The organism is Ruegeria atlantica (assembly GCF_947495585.1).
GTDB classification, from domain to species: Bacteria; Pseudomonadota; Alphaproteobacteria; order Rhodobacterales; family Rhodobacteraceae; genus Ruegeria; species Ruegeria atlantica_G.
Map to the genome: position 1 here is coordinate 175,294 of NZ_CANLZK010000004.1, position 17,896 is coordinate 193,189.

At 58.5% G+C, this 17,896-nt stretch carries 15 protein-coding genes; 2 read left to right on the forward strand and 13 right to left on the reverse strand.

The genetic code is table 11. The features are described from left to right. Window positions 1-78: 78 nt before the first annotated feature. The 4 genes from pnp to QMP16_RS10370 all read right to left on the reverse strand — a co-directional run bounded on the left by pnp (window position 79) and on the right by QMP16_RS10370 (window position 3,582). A complete protein-coding gene (gene pnp, locus QMP16_RS10355; RefSeq protein WP_282152311.1) occupies window positions 79-2,229 on the reverse strand; it encodes a polyribonucleotide nucleotidyltransferase in 2,151 nt (716 codons plus the stop codon). 231 nt (window positions 2,230-2,460) lie between these two features. Next, a complete protein-coding gene (locus QMP16_RS10360) occupies window positions 2,461-2,829 on the reverse strand; it encodes a DUF1761 family protein (RefSeq protein WP_282152312.1) in 369 nt (122 codons plus the stop codon). Next, window positions 2,826-3,248, reverse strand: coding sequence for an SRPBCC family protein (locus tag QMP16_RS10365; protein ID WP_282152313.1), 423 nt, complete (start codon window positions 3,246-3,248; stop codon window positions 2,826-2,828). The genes QMP16_RS10360 and QMP16_RS10365 overlap by 4 nt, the downstream gene beginning before the upstream one ends. Next, window positions 3,229-3,582: an ArsR/SmtB family transcription factor gene (locus tag QMP16_RS10370; RefSeq protein WP_282152314.1), complete on the reverse strand. Its 354-nt coding sequence runs from the start codon at window positions 3,580-3,582 to the stop codon at window positions 3,229-3,231. The genes QMP16_RS10365 and QMP16_RS10370 overlap by 20 nt, the downstream gene beginning before the upstream one ends. A gap of 292 nt (window positions 3,583-3,874) precedes the next feature. Here QMP16_RS10370 and QMP16_RS10375 point away from each other — a divergent pair, with 292 nt between their 5' ends. Next, complete coding sequence (locus tag QMP16_RS10375; RefSeq protein ID WP_282152315.1) at window positions 3,875-5,476, forward strand: BCCT family transporter; 1,602 nt, start codon at window positions 3,875-3,877, stop codon at window positions 5,474-5,476. 118 nt (window positions 5,477-5,594) lie between these two features. Here the strand turns inward: QMP16_RS10375 and QMP16_RS10380 are convergent, their stop codons facing one another. The 4 genes from QMP16_RS10380 to QMP16_RS10395 are packed head-to-tail and all read right to left on the reverse strand — an operon-like array spanning window position 5,595 to window position 13,187. After that, entirely contained in the window at window positions 5,595-6,920 is a 1,326-nt protein-coding gene (locus QMP16_RS10380) for an aspartate aminotransferase family protein (protein ID WP_282152316.1), read from the reverse strand. Continuing rightward, window positions 6,917-9,295, reverse strand: coding sequence for a GcvT family protein (locus QMP16_RS10385; protein WP_282152317.1), 2,379 nt, complete (start codon window positions 9,293-9,295; stop codon window positions 6,917-6,919). The genes QMP16_RS10380 and QMP16_RS10385 overlap by 4 nt, the downstream gene beginning before the upstream one ends. Next, window positions 9,292-11,658 carry a GcvT family protein gene (locus QMP16_RS10390; RefSeq protein WP_282152318.1) on the reverse strand — a complete coding sequence of 789 codons (2,367 nt, stop codon included), beginning with the start codon at window positions 11,656-11,658 and terminating at the stop codon, window positions 9,292-9,294. The genes QMP16_RS10385 and QMP16_RS10390 overlap by 4 nt, the downstream gene beginning before the upstream one ends. Next, window positions 11,658-13,187, reverse strand: a complete 1,530-nt coding sequence (locus QMP16_RS10395; RefSeq protein WP_282152319.1) for a trimethylamine methyltransferase family protein — start codon at window positions 13,185-13,187, stop codon at window positions 11,658-11,660. The genes QMP16_RS10390 and QMP16_RS10395 overlap by 1 nt, the downstream gene beginning before the upstream one ends. 80 nt (window positions 13,188-13,267) lie before the next feature. Between QMP16_RS10395 and QMP16_RS10400 the strand changes: the two genes are divergently transcribed. Further along, the gene (locus QMP16_RS10400) at window positions 13,268-14,236 is read left to right on the forward strand and encodes a LysR family transcriptional regulator (protein WP_282152320.1); all 969 of its coding nucleotides are present in this window, start codon (window positions 13,268-13,270) and stop codon (window positions 14,234-14,236) included. A 45-nt stretch (window positions 14,237-14,281) separates the two neighbouring features. Here the strand turns inward: QMP16_RS10400 and QMP16_RS10405 are convergent, their stop codons facing one another. The 5 genes from QMP16_RS10405 to truB all read right to left on the reverse strand — a co-directional run bounded on the left by QMP16_RS10405 (window position 14,282) and on the right by truB (window position 17,879). Then, window positions 14,282-14,707 (reverse strand): VOC family protein, encoded by a 426-nt coding sequence (locus QMP16_RS10405; RefSeq protein ID WP_282152321.1) that lies wholly within the window; start codon window positions 14,705-14,707, stop codon window positions 14,282-14,284. A gap of 224 nt (window positions 14,708-14,931) precedes the next feature. After that, entirely contained in the window at window positions 14,932-15,201 is a 270-nt protein-coding gene (gene rpsO / locus QMP16_RS10410; RefSeq protein ID WP_039543122.1) for a 30S ribosomal protein S15, read from the reverse strand. Window positions 15,202-15,345: 144 nt separating this feature from the next. After that, a complete protein-coding gene (locus QMP16_RS10415) occupies window positions 15,346-16,353 on the reverse strand; it encodes a calcium-binding protein (RefSeq protein WP_282152322.1) in 1,008 nt (335 codons plus the stop codon). Window positions 16,354-16,448: 95 nt separating this feature from the next. Further along, a complete protein-coding gene (locus QMP16_RS10420; RefSeq protein ID WP_282152323.1) occupies window positions 16,449-16,952 on the reverse strand; it encodes a DUF1643 domain-containing protein in 504 nt (167 codons plus the stop codon). 21 nt (window positions 16,953-16,973) lie between these two features. Then, complete coding sequence (gene truB, locus QMP16_RS10425; RefSeq protein ID WP_282152324.1) at window positions 16,974-17,879, reverse strand: tRNA pseudouridine(55) synthase TruB; 906 nt, start codon at window positions 17,877-17,879, stop codon at window positions 16,974-16,976. Window positions 17,880-17,896 lie beyond the last annotated feature (17 nt).

Consider the following 17,896-nt stretch of genomic DNA (forward strand, 5'->3'; position numbering starts at 1 on the left):
GACCTAACCAGATGGCGCAAAGACAAAAAAAGGCCCCGGTCAATAGCCGGGGCCTTTCTGCATTCAAAGTGGGGCAGATTACTCTGCGCTTTCCTCTTTCTTTTCTTTCTTCTCTGGAACGATCTCTTCGCCGGTTTCCTGATCGACAACTTTCATCGACAGGCGGACCTTGCCGCGATCGTCAAAGCCCAGCAGCTTGACCTTTACTTCCTGACCTTCCTTCAGAACATCCGACGGATGGTTCAGGCGGCGGTTTTCGATCTGGGACACGTGGACCAGACCGTCGCGCTTGCCAAAGAAGTTCACGAAGGCGCCGAAGTCGACGATCTTCACGACTTTACCGGTGTAAACCTGACCCTCTTCCGGCTCAGCGACGATCGAGTGGATCATCTCATAGGCCTTCTTGATCGATTCACCATCAGGCGAGGCGATCTTGATCACACCATCGTCGTTGATGTCGACTTTGGCGCCCGACACTTCGACGATTTCGCGGATGACCTTACCGCCCGAACCGATCACTTCACGGATCTTGTCGGTCGGGATGTTCATGGTCTCGATGCGCGGGGCGTGGACCGAGAAATCGTTGGTCTCGGACAGGGCTTTTCCCATCTCGCTCAGGATATGCATCCGGCCGTCCTTGGCTTGTGCCAGGGCTTTCTCCATGATCTCGGGCGTGATGCCTGCGACCTTGATGTCCATCTGCAGCGAGGTGATGCCGTTTTCGGTACCTGCCACTTTAAAGTCCATGTCGCCCAGGTGGTCTTCGTCACCCAGAATGTCGGACAGAATGGCATAGTCGCCGTCATCTTCCAGGATCAGGCCCATGGCCACACCGGCAACCGGTGCTTTCAGCGGAACGCCCGCATCCATCATCGACAGCGAACCGCCGCAGACCGACGCCATCGAGCTGGAGCCGTTGGATTCGGTGATCTCCGACACGATGCGGATCGTGTAGGGGAAGTCGGTCGCCGCAGGCAGAACCGCCTGCAGGGCGCGCCATGCCAGCTTGCCGTGGCCGATCTCACGACGGCCCGGGCCACCAACGCGGCCAACTTCACCCACCGAATAGGGGGGGAAGTTGTAGTGCAGCAAGAAGTTCGATTTGAAGTTGCCGTGCAGCGCGTCGATGAACTGTTCGTCGTCACCGGTGCCCAGCGTGGTCACGGCCAGCGCCTGCGTTTCACCACGGGTGAACAGGGCGGAACCGTGTGTACGGGGCAGCATCGAGGTTTCTGCAACGATTCCACGGATATCGGTGGTCGAACGACCGTCGATCCGCTTGCCGCCTTTGACGACGTCGCCGCGCAGAATGCCAGCTTCCAGCTTTTTCATTGCGGAACCGAGGTTGCCGTCTTCCAGCTGCTCTTCGGTCAGTGCTGCTTTGATTGCTTCACGCGCAGCGGCAACAGCGGCGGTGCGCTCTTGCTTGTCGGTGATCGCGAAAGCGGCGCGCATCTGCTCTTCACCGGCAGCTTTGACTGCGGCGGACAGCTCGGAATAATCCGGTGCCTGGAAGTCGAACGGCTCTTTCGCGGCGTCTTCGGCCAGCGCGATGATCAGGTCTATGACGGGCTGAATCTGTTCATGTGCGAATTTGACCGCACCCAGCATTTCGGCCTCGGACAGCTCGTAGGCTTCCGACTCAACCATCATCACGGCGTCCTTGGTACCGGCAACAACCAGATCCAGGCGCTGTTCAGGGTTCAGGCGCAGGTCCTGCATGTCGTCAACGGTCGGGTTCAGAATGTATTCACCGTCCTCAAAACCAACGCGGGCACCGGCGATCGGACCCATGAACGGCGCGCCGGAAATAGTCAGCGCAGCCGAGGCAGCGATCATCGCAACCATGTCGGGGTCGTTGACCAGATCGTGGGACAGCACGGTGCACATCACCAGAACTTCGTTTTTGAAGCCGTCAACGAACAGCGGGCGGATCGGACGGTCGATCAGACGCGCGGTCAGCGTCTCTTTTTCGGTCGGGCGCGCCTCGCGCTTGAAGAAGCCACCCGGAACCTTACCGGCGGCATAGTATTTTTCCTGATAGTGGACGGTCAGAGGGAAAAAGTCCTGACCCGGTTTTTGCTGCCGCGCAAAGGTCACGTTCGCCATGACGCTGGTTTCGCCCAGTGTCGCGATCACGCTGCCGTCGGCCTGACGGGCAACCTTGCCGGTTTCCAGTGTGAGCGTCTCTTCGCCCCACTGCATAGATTTTTTCGTTACATCAAACATATGCGTATCCTAGATGGGAGCACTCCCGCCCCTGCGGGTCTCCCGTTTGCATGGCGGCCCCATTGCCGCCGATCCCATTTTAGCTTTCGTCTGAGTGCCGGGATCAGGGCACAACGTCTCAGATAACGCGCGCATACATGAGATTGGTGTAGAAGGAAAGGGGAACCGCACAAGGCCGGTGGAGGACTGCGCAGCCTACGCCCGATCCATTTTGGACCGGGCCAGAGCCGTTCAAAAGATTGCGTGCGCGAGGATCATCACCACGCCGCATCCCAGAGCATAGCCAGTGTCGACCATGATCGCGAATACGCTTTTTTGCGCCCAGGCCCCGACCGAGGCCGTCTGCGCCGCCACTGCAAGGATGGCCAGAAGGGCGACGCCCAAACTGTTGGTGGTTTCGGTGAGCGCGATCACAGTGGCCAACAAGATCAGGAACACGATCTGCGCGGCCATCTGAGGCAATGGCGGCGATCCCGGCGGTGTCGGATCAATCCGCGTTCCTTCGGCCCAGCGCTTCTGGAATCCGACCGGTCCATAGACCAGCCATCCCAGCAGAAAGGCCGCGATCACCCCCGCTGCAAGGGCCAGCCAGTTGATCATAGCGCTGTCTCCAGCGCTGCAAGGATCGCAGTCCATCCACCCTCGTGATTGTCGCGGCTTTCCTGTGATGGGAATCGGACGTGATGCAGGCGCAGTTCGGTCCCTGCATCGGTTGGCGTGAAATCCAGCGTCACGGTGGAATCATCCTGACTGTACGGAGAATTCCACGTAAATTGCAGCCGGTTCGGGCGGTCGATGACCTTGTATTCGCCCTCATGTGGCAAATCCCCGGCTTCGGGCGCGCGCATGATGATCTTGAACCGTCCACCGACCTTTGCGTCGGAATGCGCCTCGGGCACCGTCATTCCCGGCCCCGGCAGCATGAATTTGGCCAGCATGTCCGGGTTCAGCCAGGCGTCGAACACCTTTTCAGGCGGGTGCGGGATTGCGCGTGTGATTTCAAGTGACAGATCCGTCATCTTCTGGGTCCTCCAAAGCAGTTTCCAAAGCGTCCAGCCGAAGCGCCCAGATCGAACGCAAACTGGCAAACCATTCATCCACGGCTGACAAGGGATCCATTTGAACCTCGATCAAATGCTCGCGCCATTCCGTCCGGCGCCGCACCAGTTCGGCGTTTTCCAGCACCTTGATGTGCTTGGATACCGAATTGAGGCTCATATCGAATTGCCGCGCGATGTCCGTCACCCGCAAGGGTCCCTGCTGCGCAAGCATCGTCAGGATCGCACGGCGGGTCGGGTCGGACGCGGCCTTCAATATCGCACTCAGATCAGAGCGACTCTCTCGTTCAACCATATGGATGAATTACATCCTTCTTTTGCTTCAGTCAACCAATTGGGTGAATAACACGGATAAAGCCCCTTGGCCAGAAGTTGGGACCAATGATCCCGGTGCCGTCCAAAGTCGTTTATCAAGTCATATAAATTCACTAACGGGAATGCGTTTGGTGAAATTATGTCGTCAGTGTAAGCTGTTATCACGAAGCCCGCGGTCGAATTGACGGAGAAGCGCCAAGGGACAAAATCTCGTTTCCGTCCGCTGGTCGAATACCTTGGCGTTTGCACTTAGCGAACAGAAGGGCAGACGAATGGCACAAACCAAGAAAATGCTGGATCCGGACCCCCGGATTTACGACTTCGAGACCGAATACGAGCTTGGGCAAGACAACGTCCGGCCATTCGGTCTGGACATCCACAACCCGGTCTTTTTGATCTCGAGCATCCTGATCTTCGCGTTCGTTCTGATCGCATTGGCCAATCAAGAGGGTGCCGCGGCACTTTTTGGCTGGCTACGACCATGGCTCACCAGCACGTTTGACTGGTTCCTGGTCCTGTCGGTCGATGCAATCACGCTGTTCTGTCTTGTTCTGATCGTTTTGCCGGTTGGCAAGGTGCGGATCGGTGGCAAGGACGCAAAGCCCGACTATTCCTATGCCGGATGGATTGCGATGATGTTCGCAGCCGGTATCGGCATCGGGCTGTTGTTCTTTGGGGTGATGGAGCCCGTTTATTACAATTTTGCCGAAGACGGCAACGCGGTGCCTCTGGGTATGGATATCGCGGTTCCGGGCAATGAATATGCTGGTATCGTCGGTACGATCCATCATTGGGGGCTGGAAGGCTGGGCGGTCTATGCCGCAGTTGGCCTGAGCTTGGCCATCTTTGCATATAACCTTGATCTTCCCCTGACCCTGCGTTCGGCCTTCTACCCGATCCTCGGAGAGCGTGTCTGGGGTTGGTGGGGCCATATCATCGATACGCTGGCGGTGTTTGCGACGCTCTTCGGACTGACCACTTCGCTTGGACTTGGGGCGCAGCAAGTTGCGGCGGGGTTGAATGAGGTGTTTGGCATCGAACCCAGCCCAACAGTCACAGTTTTGCTTATCATCGGCATCACGCTGATTGCGTTGGGTTCAGTCCTGATGGGAATGGATGCTGGCGTCAAACGGTTGAGTGAAATCAACATGATCATGGCCGTGGGTCTGTTTGTCTTCGTGATCGTTGTTACCGGCGTCGGCACTGCTTTCGCACGGTATTTCAACGTGATGAAGGACTACGTGTGGCACCTGCCGGCATTGTCCAACCCGTTCGGACGTGAAGACACCAGCTATTTCCACGGCTGGACAACCTTCTACTGGGCTTGGTGGATCGCATGGTCACCTTTTGTGGGCATGTTCATCGCTCGCATCTCGAAGGGTCGCACAGTGCGCGAGTTCATTCTCTGCGCCCTTCTGGCACCGACGGCAGTCTGTGCCCTGTGGATGTCGACATTCGGTGGTGCTGCCATCGACATGCTGAACGCAGGCAGTGCCGAAGGTGTGCGTGCAACGGTGATCGACAGCTACGCCCCCGAGGGCGCATTGTTTGGCTTCCTCAAGGAACTGCCCCTTTATGGCATTGTCGCGCCAATCGCACTGGTCCTGATCGTGATCTTCTTCGTCACCTCGTCGGATTCCGGTTCACTGGTGATCGACACGATTACTGCGGGTGGCAAGATGGACGCCCCGGTTGTGCAGCGGGTGTTCTGGTGCACGCTTGAGGGTCTGGTCGCCATTGCGCTGTTGCTTGGCGGCGGTCTTTCCGCCCTGCAAGGCGCCGCGGTCTCGACCGGTATCCCGTTCACGCTGGTGGTTCTAATCATGTGCTACTGCTTGTGGCTGGCGCTGAAATCAGAACGGGCCAAGATGTAAGTTCTTGATCTAGGAACCTTTAAGCGTCCGTCTTTTGGCGGGCGCTTTTTTGTCACTGGACAACTTAAAAAGCCCGAAAACTTCGAGGCCAAATGGCACGGAACTGTGGCCCTGTCGTTTATGCTTCGGCGACATTCACGGCAGTTTCGAGCGCCTGATCAAGACTGTTCGCCACCTGATCCACATCGTCCAGTGACAAACAAAGCGGTGGCACCATCCGCAGGCATTGTTGAAACGGACCGGATTTCGACAAGATAATCCCTTGTGCGCGGCAGGCTTCGAAAACCTCTGTCGTCATGTCCTTGTCAGGCGTTTTGCTGTCCCGGTCCTTGACGAGCTCCAGCGCAAGCATCAGTCCCTTTCCGCGCACATCGCCGATGACGTGATACTTGTTCTTTAAGCCATGCAGCCTTTCCAGAAGCGCAGCGCCGACGGTACGGGCGTTCTCCTGCAATCCCTCGTCCCGCATGACGGCAAGAACGGCGCGGGCCGCGGCAGCCGATGTCGGATTGGCGCCATAGGTGTGGAACATGAACCTTTCTGCCATGGGCTCGGCGATGTGCTTCTTGGCCACAACAGCCCCGATCGGGAAGCCATTTCCCAGACCCTTTGCCATGACGACGATGTCGGGCACGACGCCGTCCGCTTCGAACCCCCAGAAATTTTCGCCCGTACGGCCAAAGCCCGATTGCACCTCGTCCGCGATATAAAGACCTCCTGCCGCGCGCACGCGTTCGGCTGCGCCGGACATATATCCGGGTGGCATTTCAATAATGCCGCCATAGCCCTGCACGCTTTCGACAAAGATGCCCGCCACATTGCCGGATGTGGCAGTGGCGATTGTGCGGTCGATCTCATCCAGATAGGGTTGGGTCCCGGGGCCAAAGATGCCGCGGTATTGATTGGGTTCGGGCACAAACGCCACGTTGCCGGGCATGCCCGGGTGGCGCCAGCCTGAGATACCGGTGATCGACTGGGCCGCAGCCGTTGGTCCGTGATAGGCGGTACGCAGCGCCAGCAAATCCAGATTGCCAGTGTATGTGCGCGCCATGGTCATCGCCAGATCAACCGCCTCTGAACCAGAGTTTGTAAGGTGCACGACCCAGTCATGTCCTTTGGGCATCGTTGCGGCCAATTCTTCGGCCAGATGCGCAGGCGTTGGGTGGTAAAACATTGTCGTGCAGTGGGTCAGCTCTTGCGCCTGTGCAGTTGCCGCCGCCACAACACGAGGATGCGAATGTCCGACCGAGATACAGACGTTCATGCCCAGCAGGTCAGTGTATTTCCGACCCTCCGTATCCCAAAGGTATTGGCCCTGACCTTTCTTGAAAACGATAGGTTCGCGAAACGGTGTGAACCGCGTTAGTGAGGCCGCATAGTACTGATCCCGTCGCGCGGCTGTGTTCGAGAAGTCCCAGTCGGTGTGAAGGGGGTGGTCGGTCATTTGGAACCTCCGGTTTTCAATCGTGAGTTTTCGGGGTCAAAGGGGGCCTCAGGCAGGATGGTTGCCGCACGATGTTGACCCAGGATTGAGATGGTCAGCCCCCCGCGCGCGGTCGGGTCACGCAGATAGGCCAAGGCCAGAACCTTACCGGTCCGGTGGCCATAGGCACCCGAAGTGGCGATCCCCACCGGCAGACCGTCTTTCCAGACCGTGTGTGCGTAGAACGGATCTATCTCACCGGCGTCGACCTCAAGCAGCACCATGTCCCATTCGTTGTCCCTTGCTAGTTCGTCGCGTAGGCCCTTGCGGACAAACGGGGTCAGACCGGCCTCAAGTGGGCTGCGTTCGGTCGTCAGGTCACTGCCCCAACCGCGATAGCCTTTTTCAAGGCGCATGGAGTTCGCCGCATAGGCCCCATAGAACCCAAGGCCATGAGGTTTGGCGATCTCTTCAAGCTTCAGGAATAGCTGCACGGCATGTTCTTTAGCCATGTGCAATTCCCAGCCGCATTCGCCCAGATAGGACACCCGCAGGGCACGCAGGGGAAACCCCGCTACATGGATCTCTTGCGCGGTGAGCCATGGCATATGGTTCAACTCGGGCAACACATCGGCGGATTTGGGCCCCATGACGCCGATAACTGCCAGATCCTCGGAGACGTTTCGGATGGTGACGTCAAAGCCCTTGGCAACCTGCGTCAGAAGATCATGGTCGATCTGCTCGGCCGCGGCGGCGCTGGTCAGATAGGCATGATCTTCAGTCAGGCGGGCGACGGTGAATTCTGACAGAACACCACCTGCCGGGGTCAGCGCATGGGTCAGGCCGATGCGTCCCGGCGGGATCGCGCGGTTCGCGCCCAATGCTTGTAGGAAGGCCGCGACATCGGGGCCGGTGACGTCGAATTTCGAAAACACCGACAAGTCGGCCATGGCGACGCGGTTGTGCGCGGCCTCGACCTCTCGCGCCACGGATTCGAACCAATTGGCGCGACGGAAGGTTTCGCCGGCGACTGCTCCGGGCGTGTTTGAGAACCAGTTTGGACGCTCCCACCCATAAGCCGCGCCCATCACCGCGCCACGTTCGACCATCAGGTCGTGCAGCGGAGACAGCCGCAGGCCGCGTCCTGCAGGCCGTTCCTCATGCGGATAGTGCACTCCAAATTGCAGGCCGAAACACTCGACGGCCTTGACCACGCGATAATCACGATCAGCCCAGGACCCAAAGCGGCGCGAATCCACCGCCAGTGCGTCCATAGGTGGCGCGCCGTGGGTCATCCAATGTGCCAGGAACCAACCCGCGCCACCACCTTCCATCACCCCCATCGATGAGCCGGTCAATAACCATGCGTTTTCCAGCCCGTGCGCAGGGCCGATCAGTGGATTTGCATCCGGGGTGAAGGTAATCGGCCCGTTGATCACCGACTTGACGCCGCCGGTTTCCAACGCGGGTATGCGCTCCATGGCGGCCATGATGATATGTTCAACACTGTCCAGATCCGGCGGCATCAGGTCCGCGCCAAACTCGGGTGGCACACCATCAACGGACCAGACCTTGGCGTCCTTTTCATAAGGCCCCAGGATCAGCCCATCGCGTTCCTGCCGCACATACCAGCTTTCTTCAGGGTCGCGAATGATCGGCAGTTCGGGCAGACCCTCTTTGATCCGGGACGATACGGCCTCCACCGTGTCCGTCACCAGGTATTGGTGCAGCACCGGAACAGACGGGATGTTGAGTCCCATCATATGCCCGATTTCCCAGCCCCAGGTGCCTGCGGCGTTGACCACGTGGGTGGTTTCTATGATCTCCTTCGCAGTCTCAATCCGCCAATGATCCTGCTGACGCTCAATCGCGGTGACTGCGCAATTGCGTATGATCCGAGCCCCGCCACGCCGGGCAACCTCAGCCATTGCGTGGGTCGCCAGCGTAGGGTCTACATGGCCGTCATCAGGTTCATAAATCCCGCCGATCAGCCCATCCAGTTTGGCCAGAGGGAAGAGCTCGGCGATCCGATCGGGCGTCAGGACCTCCAGCGGGTAGCCGGTGAATTCGGACAGACCGGCCACATGGCGGAACTCATCCATTCGGTCGGGGTTGAGGGTAATCCGCATCGCACCTGAGCGGTGAAAGCCGCAATCGCGTCCGGTTTCCTGCGGAAGTATATCGCGGTAAAGCCGGACAGATGTGGCGCGCAATTCTTGAATGGTGGGATTATGCGCGAAATGGGTGCACAGCCCCGCCGCGTGCCAGGTCGACCCATGGGTCAGATCGTTTTTCTCGACCAACACCACATCAGACCAGCCCGCCTTGATCAGATGATACAGTAGTGACACGCCCATCGCACCGCCACCGATGATGACAACCTGCGCCTTGATCATGCGCGCATCCTTTCGCCCGAGGGATCAAAGGGCGGTCGGAGCAATGGCTGCGCCAGATAGTCCTGCCCGGCAACCCGAACCGTGAATTTTCGATCGCATGTCTGGGTCAACGTCTCGCCCGGTTGGACAGCGACCATGGCGAAACACAGGTTCAGCCCCGTACGCGGCCCGCGCCCGCCCGAGGTTGTCAGCCCCACATGGGTGCTACCCTCGAACACCGGTTCGTCATGCAGCATCAGTGCATTGCCGAGAACTTGCAGAAGGATCAGGCGTTGTTGCAGACCATTGGCCTTTTGCTGTTCCAATGGGGATTTGCCGAGAAAATCCTTGGACCAATCAATGGTGAACCCCAGGCCGGCCTCAAGCGGAGTGATCTGGGGACCAAGTTCATGCCCCCAATGCTTAAAGCCCTTTTCCAGCCGGCAGGCGTCCACCGCATAGTGACCAAGAGGGCGTGCACCCGCGTTTTGCAAAGCATCGAACAGTTGAGGTGCTTTAGCGTTGGGTATGGTTAGTTCCCAGCCCAATTCGCCGACAAAACTAACGCGCGTGGCGCGGCAAGTAATGCCTGCCATTTCGGCGGTGGCGGCATAGCCAAATGCCATTTCTGGAACGCTGCCAAGACCCTGTAGCAGCGTTCGGCTGCCACCTCCCATTACACCGATTGTGCAGAATGCTTCGGTCAATTCCTTTACAGACACATCGCCCTTCAAATGCCTGCGCAGGAACATCAGATCGCGCATGCGCGTGGCGGCGCCCGAGGTCAGATGAAACGCATCCCTACCCAACCGCGTGATAGTCACATCCATTTCGATCCCACCGCGCGCGTTAAGTATCTGCGTATAGACAGCCCGACCAATGGGCACGTCCATCTGTGCGGTCGTCAGGTGGTTCAATGCCTTCAGAGCATCCGGCCCGGTGATGTCCAGTTTGGCAAACGGGCTCAGGTCAATCAGCGCAGTGCCCTGAGCCAAGACTGCCGCTTCGGCCTCAACCAGCGTCCACCACCCCTGATCTGTTGTCGAATAGGGCTGTGCCGGTCCGTAATACAGCCCGCGTTCCCAACCGGCCGTCAGGCCAAAATGCGCCCCAGCCTCAGCCCAGAAATCGTGCAGCGCTGTGGTGCGCAGACCTCGGCCGGCGTTGGGCTGTTTATATGGCCAATGCAAAGCGAAAAGATCCGCGACGGCCTCTTCCATGCGGTCGGCCATATGTTCAGCGCTGGCTGTGTGCGGGTCGACCCGGGCGACATCGACCTCCCACATGTCCATCGGGGGGTGGCCGTCGACCATCCAATCCGCCAGCGCCCGCCCAATCCCCGCCGAAGACATGACCCCGACCGAGTTCATACCCGCAGCCACAAACAATCCATCGACCGTGGTTTCACCAACAAGCGGCCTTGTGTCCGCGGTAAAGCTTTCCGGGCCATTCATGAAATGCTGAATGCCGACCGTTTCAAGGCTGGGACACAGCTCTAATGCGGCCTCCATGAAGGGGGCAAATTGATCCCAATCCTCAGCCAGTTCAAGAAAGGGCCTGTCCCCTTCGGGGCCGTATGCGTCCCAACACTTTGCGTTGGGTTCAAAGCCACCGATGACCAGTTTGGCCGCGTCGCCCTTGATGTAGATGCCCCGGTCCAGATCGCGGATCACCGGAAACGGGTTGGGCAGGTCAGGCATGGGTTCGGTGACGACATACATGTGTTCAACTGACTGCAATGGCAGCGCCACGCCAACGCTGGCGGCCAGCTCGCGTGACCAAGCGCCGGTGGCAATGACAACCTGATCGGCGTCCAGTTCCGTTCCGTCGGTCAGGCCTACACCCGTGATCCGCTGCCCCTTTTTCCGTAGGGACTGAATCCCGGTATATTCGCGTATCGTCACCCCACGATCCCGTGCACCTTTGGCGTATGCCATGCACAAATCGACCGGATTCACATTGGCATCTTCCGGTACATGCAGCGCGCCGACATGGTTCTTCAGATCAAGGTTTGACAGGGGCACGTCCGAGGCGTCGATCATGCGCGGGGTCAGTCCCAGCACCTGACCCAGATCGGCAATCCGGCGCAGCTCGTCCAGGCGGGCGGGGTCGCGGGCCAGCCAATAGCCAGCGGTTTGGCGATATCCAGTGGACATGCCAGTCTCGGCCTCAAGGGTCGGAAAAACCTCAAGTGCGGCCATTGCCAATCGGGTCATGTTTGGAGTTGCTCGAAGCGGGCCGACAATCCCCGCCGCATGCCAGGACGTGCCCGAGGTCAGCTGATTGCGTTCCAGAACAGTGACGTCATTCGAACCGCGTTTGGCCAGATGGTAGGCCAGGCTCAGACCAATAGCGCCACCTCCGATGATCAAGATACGGCCCATCAGAAGTAATCCAGATCTGGCTTCTCGACCTTGCGCTGCGCGATATAGTCCTGCAGCGCGGCGTCGATGTCGGGGTCGAGACCGGGGTCTTGATATGCGTCAAGCTGCTCTTTCCAGATTGCATTGGAGCGGGCTGCGGCATCCAACTCTCCGGCCGCGTGCCATTGTTCGAATGAATTGTCTTCCGGGGTCCAGGGCCGGAATAATGCGGACATGAAATTGGCCTGCGTATGCTCAGAGCCCAGAAAGTGCCGCCCCGGTCCGGTCGCGGCAATTGCCTCCATCGCCTGAGCGTTCTCGCTCATGTCGATTCCATCGAAGAACCGTCCGACTTTGCCGCACAGATCATGATCCAGGATTGTCTTTTCGAACGAAGTCACCAAGCCGCCTTCAAGCCATCCAGTGGCGTGGTTGATAAGATTGGCGCCCGCGAACATCGACATCATCAACCCCCATGTGGCTTCTTGCTGGCTTTGGCCGTCCGGAACTTTTGAGGCGCTGAGCGTGCCAACCGTGTGCAGCGGCACCCCCAGCCTGCGGGCAAGCTGACCGGCAGCTAATACCATCAACCCGGCCTCGGGCGTGCCAAAGGTCGGTGCCCCGGATTTCATCGACATGGTCGAGGCGAAACTGCCCATCATGCAGGGCGCCCCGGGGTTTATAAGTTGGGTCAGCGTCATCGCCGCCATGGTTTCAGCCAGCACCTGAGCCAGCGTCCCGGCAACGGTGGACGGAGACATAGCCCCGGTCAGAACCCAGGGGGTGCAAGCGACCGGTTGCCCGGCCCGGGCATAGGTTTTCAACGCGCCCGACATGTGGCTGTCCATTACCAGCGGCGCGTTTGTATTCGATACGCAGTACAGCACGGCGTTCTCCGCGACGAAATCATCACCGAACACAATTCGTGCCATGTCGATCGCGTGGCCCGCACGCTCGGCCCCGATAAAGGCCCCCATAAAGGCGCGGTCAGAATGGCGTATATGGCCATAGAGCATGTCGAGATGGCGTTTGTTGGCCGGTAAATCCACCGGCTCGCAGACCACGCCGCCCGAATGGTGCAGCCAGGGCAGGCTGTGATGCAGCTTGACCAGATCGACGAAATCCTGATGCGAGGCATAGCGCCGCCCGCGGTCCAAATCATGCACAAAGGGCGGACCCCAAGCCGGGCATAGCACGCTGGCGTCGCCGCCCAGCTGAACGTTGTTGGCCGGGTTTCGGGCATGTTGAACGAACTGTGCTGGCGCGGCTGCCATAATCGTTTTGCGGCAGAACCCCGGCGCGAACCGCACACGCGAGCCATCTACGTCACAGCCTGCATCGGCAAAAATGCTCAGAATCTCTGGGTCGTCTTGGAACTCCATCCCGGTTTCGGCAAGGATGGTATCAGCATTGGCCTCGATCTGTTCCAACCCTGCCTCGCTGAGGACATTGAAGGTCGAAAGCTTGCGCAGAATATACGGCGCGCGCGCCTCGGGAAGAGTGCGAGATCCAGCGGCCCTGCGGCGTCGAGATGAGCGCGAACGTGTCATGGCCAAAGCGTTGACCGAGTGCTTGACGTAAACCAAGAAAATTCCAACAGTATAAAGATCATTTATACTAAGGATGAGCAATGCTGGATCATCGTAAACTCTCACCAAGTCTGATGCGTTCACTTGAGGTTTTCGTCGCCGTTGCGGAAACGGGTCAAATGCGGGCGGGCGCAAAACTTCTGAATCTGTCGCAGCCAGCAGCGTCCCAGCACGTCACAGCGCTGGAAAAGGCATTCGGCACAGTGCTTTTGGATCGCAGTACGCGTCCGGCGCGGCTGACCTATGCGGGTGCGCGTTTGCATGGAAGAGCGCAGAAAATTCTGGATGCACTTTCCGACATGGAAACGGAACTGCGCCACGTTGGCCAGAAATCCCTGACGCTGCTGCGGGTCGGCATTCAAGCCTCGATCGCCACGACGCTGACGCCCTCTTTGGTAGATTTCGCGCAGCGTGAGTTTAATGTCGAAGATATTACCCTGCATGCCGGCCAAAGCGGCAACCATGAACACCTGCTGCGGACTAAACAAGCGGACCTCGCGATCACATCAAATCCGTTTCTGGATATGGATGGCTTGGAGCGTCATCACGTTCTGACCGAAAGATACCTTCTGGTTCTTCCCGAAGCATATGACGGCCCGACAGGCAGCCTGGAGGCGATACAAACGCGGCTTCCTCTGGTGCGGTTCGGAGATACAACCAACGCGGGCCGCCAGATTGCGCAGCATCTGCGCCGATTGCGGTTTGAGCCCGACAAGGTCATCCAGGCGGACCGCTCCAGCATGGTTACGTCCTGTGTTTCTGCAGGTCAGGGGTTCAGCCTTTTGACGCCGACTTTGCTGATCGATGGTCTGGTTGAAAATATGAGCCTGCAGTTAAAAGATCTTCCGGTCTCGGGCCTTTCGCGCACTTTAACGGTTGTCGCCAGAAAGGAAGAGCTTCAGAGCTTTCCGGAGGCGCTTGCAGACATGTCCAGGCAGAAATTGGTGCAGCGCATCACCGGCCACATGGGCGACATCGGAGCAAAAAGCGTAGAGTACGATATGGTCTAGAGCGCCGTCACAAGCTGAACAGCGCGGGGAACTTCGGGCTCAGGTTCAGCCTAAAGTCGCTACCTGTTGGTGAACTTCGACAACATTGCCTTCGGGGTCGCGAAAGAACACTTGGTGCCACTCTTTCGAAAAGGCAGTGCCATAGTCCGAATAAGGAACCGCGTTTTCATCAAGTATCCTCAGGACCGCGGCAAGATCATCCGTTCGGAACGCAATGTGTCCGCGGCTCACCGGATTGATGACCTGATCATTTTTGAAAGCGACGTCAAAGTCCCGTTCCGCAAGGTGCATCTGCATGCTGCCGTCCGTTGCAAAGCGGATTTGGCCGTCATAACCCGAGTCTTCGGTTGCTTCAGAGCGCGGGAAATTATGCTGTGGAATATCACCCAAACCCAAGACGTTTGTATAAAAGTCGTGTAGGCGGTCAACGTCGTCTGCCACCAGGTTAATATGATGAAATTCCAGCTTCATTTGGTTCCATTTTACTTGTCGTCACACACTGGATGTGTGCTTGGGGGACTGAGGTATTGAGCAGCTGTTGATCAGGTCCCGGGATAGTGCCGACAGAGTTTGTGAACTGCAAGCCGGATTGAGCCCCACCATACCGCTACTCCGAGCGCGCGTTCCCTGATCCAACAAAAAACGCCCGCCAATTAGGGCGGGCGTCCGAAATCCAAAAGCGGTAAGATCCGAAATTAACGACGGATGCCCAACTTTTTGATCAGGTCCTGATAGCGCGCTTCTTCTTTGCCCTTCAGGTAGTCCAGCAGCTTACGGCGCTGGGCGACCATCTTCAGCAGACCGCGACGACCGTGGTTGTCTTTTTTGTGGGTCTTGAAGTGCTCGGTCAGGGTGGTGATGCGCGAGGTCAGGATGGCAACCTGGACTTCTGGCGAACCGGTGTCGCCGTCCTTGGTGCCGAATTCTTTCATGACGCGTGCTTTTTCAGCGGCAGTAATCGACATCGGGGTCTCCTTTAAAAGGTTAGAGTTGATGGCGCAGGCCGGGATGTCGTCCAGCACAGGCCCATGGAGAAAACCGCACCGATTCCGATGCGGATGGGCGCGTATAAGCGGATTTCAGGCAAATGGCAAAGGGATTCTATTGCTTCAACTCAGCGCGTTGAGCTGCGACAGTTCCTGACCGTTGATCAGTTGGATATCGTCCAGGGTCAATCCTTTGGCACCAAGCAGTTGCGCGACGTCTTGTCCGTCGACCATGATACGGGTCAGGTTTTCGTTTTCAGCGTCTGTTTCAATGTGGATCTCCGGATCTTCCTCGCCTTCCCACGAGATCAACAGCTTGTCCTGCCCGGGTTCAAAATCCATGACCTTGACGGCATCGTCATCATCCTCGGGGTTCAGGTGGATGCTGTCAGCACCTTCGCCTCCGGTCACGATATCACCGCTATGGGCAACAATAGTGTCGTCGCCAGCACCGCCATTCAGAAAATCCGCGGAGTCTTCGTTTTCGCCATCCGCGCCGGTCAGCACATCGTCACCGTCGCCGCCAAACAAGACGTCTTCACCTGCGCCACCAGCAAGCTCATCGTCGCCATAGCCCCCATGCAGCGCATCGGCGCCCGCGCCTCCGGTCAGCGTGTCGTGGTCCTGCCCGCCGTACAGATCGTCATCCCCATCGCCGCCGTCCAGCCTGTCGTCGCCGAAATGGCCAAAAAGCTTGTCGTCGCCATCATTCCCGGACAGGACGTCATCGTCACCTTCGCCATGCAAAACATCATCGCCTTCGCCACCCTGGATTGTATCAACGCCATCGCCGCCATGCAGGGTGTCATCGCCCATGCCCCCCAGCACAGTGTCGTCGCCGCCGTAGCCGTTGATCTGGTCGTCGCCATCTTGCCCGGCCAGAATGTTTGTGTCGTCGTCCCCGGCCACAACCAAATCGCCTTCGAATTCCGAGACTGTGGTCCCGGTCGAGGACTCTTCGACTTCGTCGATGTTTTCACCAATCTCAAGATAACTGCCGTCAGAGACCTCTTGCGGTTCATCTTCGATGATCTCGTCTTCTTCGGTGTCGTCGTCAGCCTCGATAATACCGCCCATCGCATAGGCTGCTCCGCCCATTGCGGCCAGGCTCAGCAATCCGAACAGAAACATGGCAACCCTCCGAGAACGCACTGCTCCGAGGGTGAAATATCCCATGTGATCAGTCAGTTGGTCAAAGCCAAGCTGAACTTGTGGTTAACCGTCGGTCACCACGGTTCGGGCTGTTGGGTATAGGCGATGTAAAGCGGGTGCTTGGGGTGTCCGGCCTTGGTCAGCCCCAAATGAAACAGTTGCTGACCGGTGCCGCGCAGCAGCGTCTCAACCGCCGGGCCGCGGTCCAGATGTGCACCATGGGTGCCCCATGCGGCGATGACCTGATCGGCCCATTGAACACCATCCAATATGGCCGCGTCGTTCTCGGGTCCTACCGGGTCGGCAGCAGCGCGCATCTTGCGCGGGTCGGTGTCGCGCCATGCGAAGATGTTGGTTACCTGAAACGCTCCGAACCCCAGCGCCCGCGCGCGGCGCTCGCAACGTTCCACTGTCGGGTCGTTCTGAACCTCGGTCGCAGTTGACGGGTTCAGCATCACGAACAGCGCTTTGCGCCCTGCCGGATCCCAGATGCGGGTCAGGCTATAGCGATATTTCTCGCAATCGGAATAGACGGCGGTCGAGGGCGCGTCGCCCTTGGTGTGGGAACGGGTAATCATGGACTTCGCCTAGCACGTGGCTTAGGTAACGAACACCCGGCTGGGGTGCAATTCGCCGGATTTGTAGATCCCGACCGCCACGGCCTTGCCGTCCAGCGAAGCCCAGGCTTCATCGCCGTATTCCACGTCCGAGGCCAGAACCATGCCCGGATTGCCGTTGCGCAGGCGGGTTGCGCCTTCTGGTGTGCATTTCAATTCAAGCAGATCGGCGAGGCCGGTTTCCAGCGGGTGCAGGTAGTCGTCCAGTGCGGTTGTCTTGGCCATTTCATCGATCTGTTCGATGCTCAACCCGTCTTCAACCTCGAACGGGCCGGACCAGATGCGGCGAAGAACTTTGACATGGCCATGGCATCCCAGCGCCGCGCCCAGATCACGCGCGATCGAGCGGACATATCCGCCTTTGCCGCAAGTCATCTCTAGCACAACGTGGTCTTCGTCGGGGCGGTCGACCAGAATCAACTCTTCGACCCAAAGCGGGCGGGCGGATAACTCTACTTCTTCGCCGTCTCGCGCCAATTTGTAGGCCCGTTGCCCGTCAATCTTAACGGCCGAGAATTTGGGCGGGACCTGCATGATATCGCCCAGAAACGGGGTCAACGCCTGTTTGATGTCGTCATCCGAAGGGCGCGCATCGCTTTGTGCGATCACTTCGCCCTCGGCATCGTCGGTGTTGGTTGCCTGACCCAAGCGCACGGTGAAGGTGTAGGCCTTCAGCGCGTCGGTGATATAGGGAACGGTCTTGGTCGCCTCACCCAAAGCCACGGCCAGAACGCCGGTTGCTTCGGGGTCAAGCGTGCCTGCATGGCCCGCTTTCTTGGCATCCATCGCCCACCTAACCTTGTTGACCACAGCGGTCGAGGTCATGCCCGCGGGCTTATCCACCACCAGCCAACCGGAAATGTCGCGACCCTTGCGTTTGCGTCCCATTCTACACCCTGAATCTT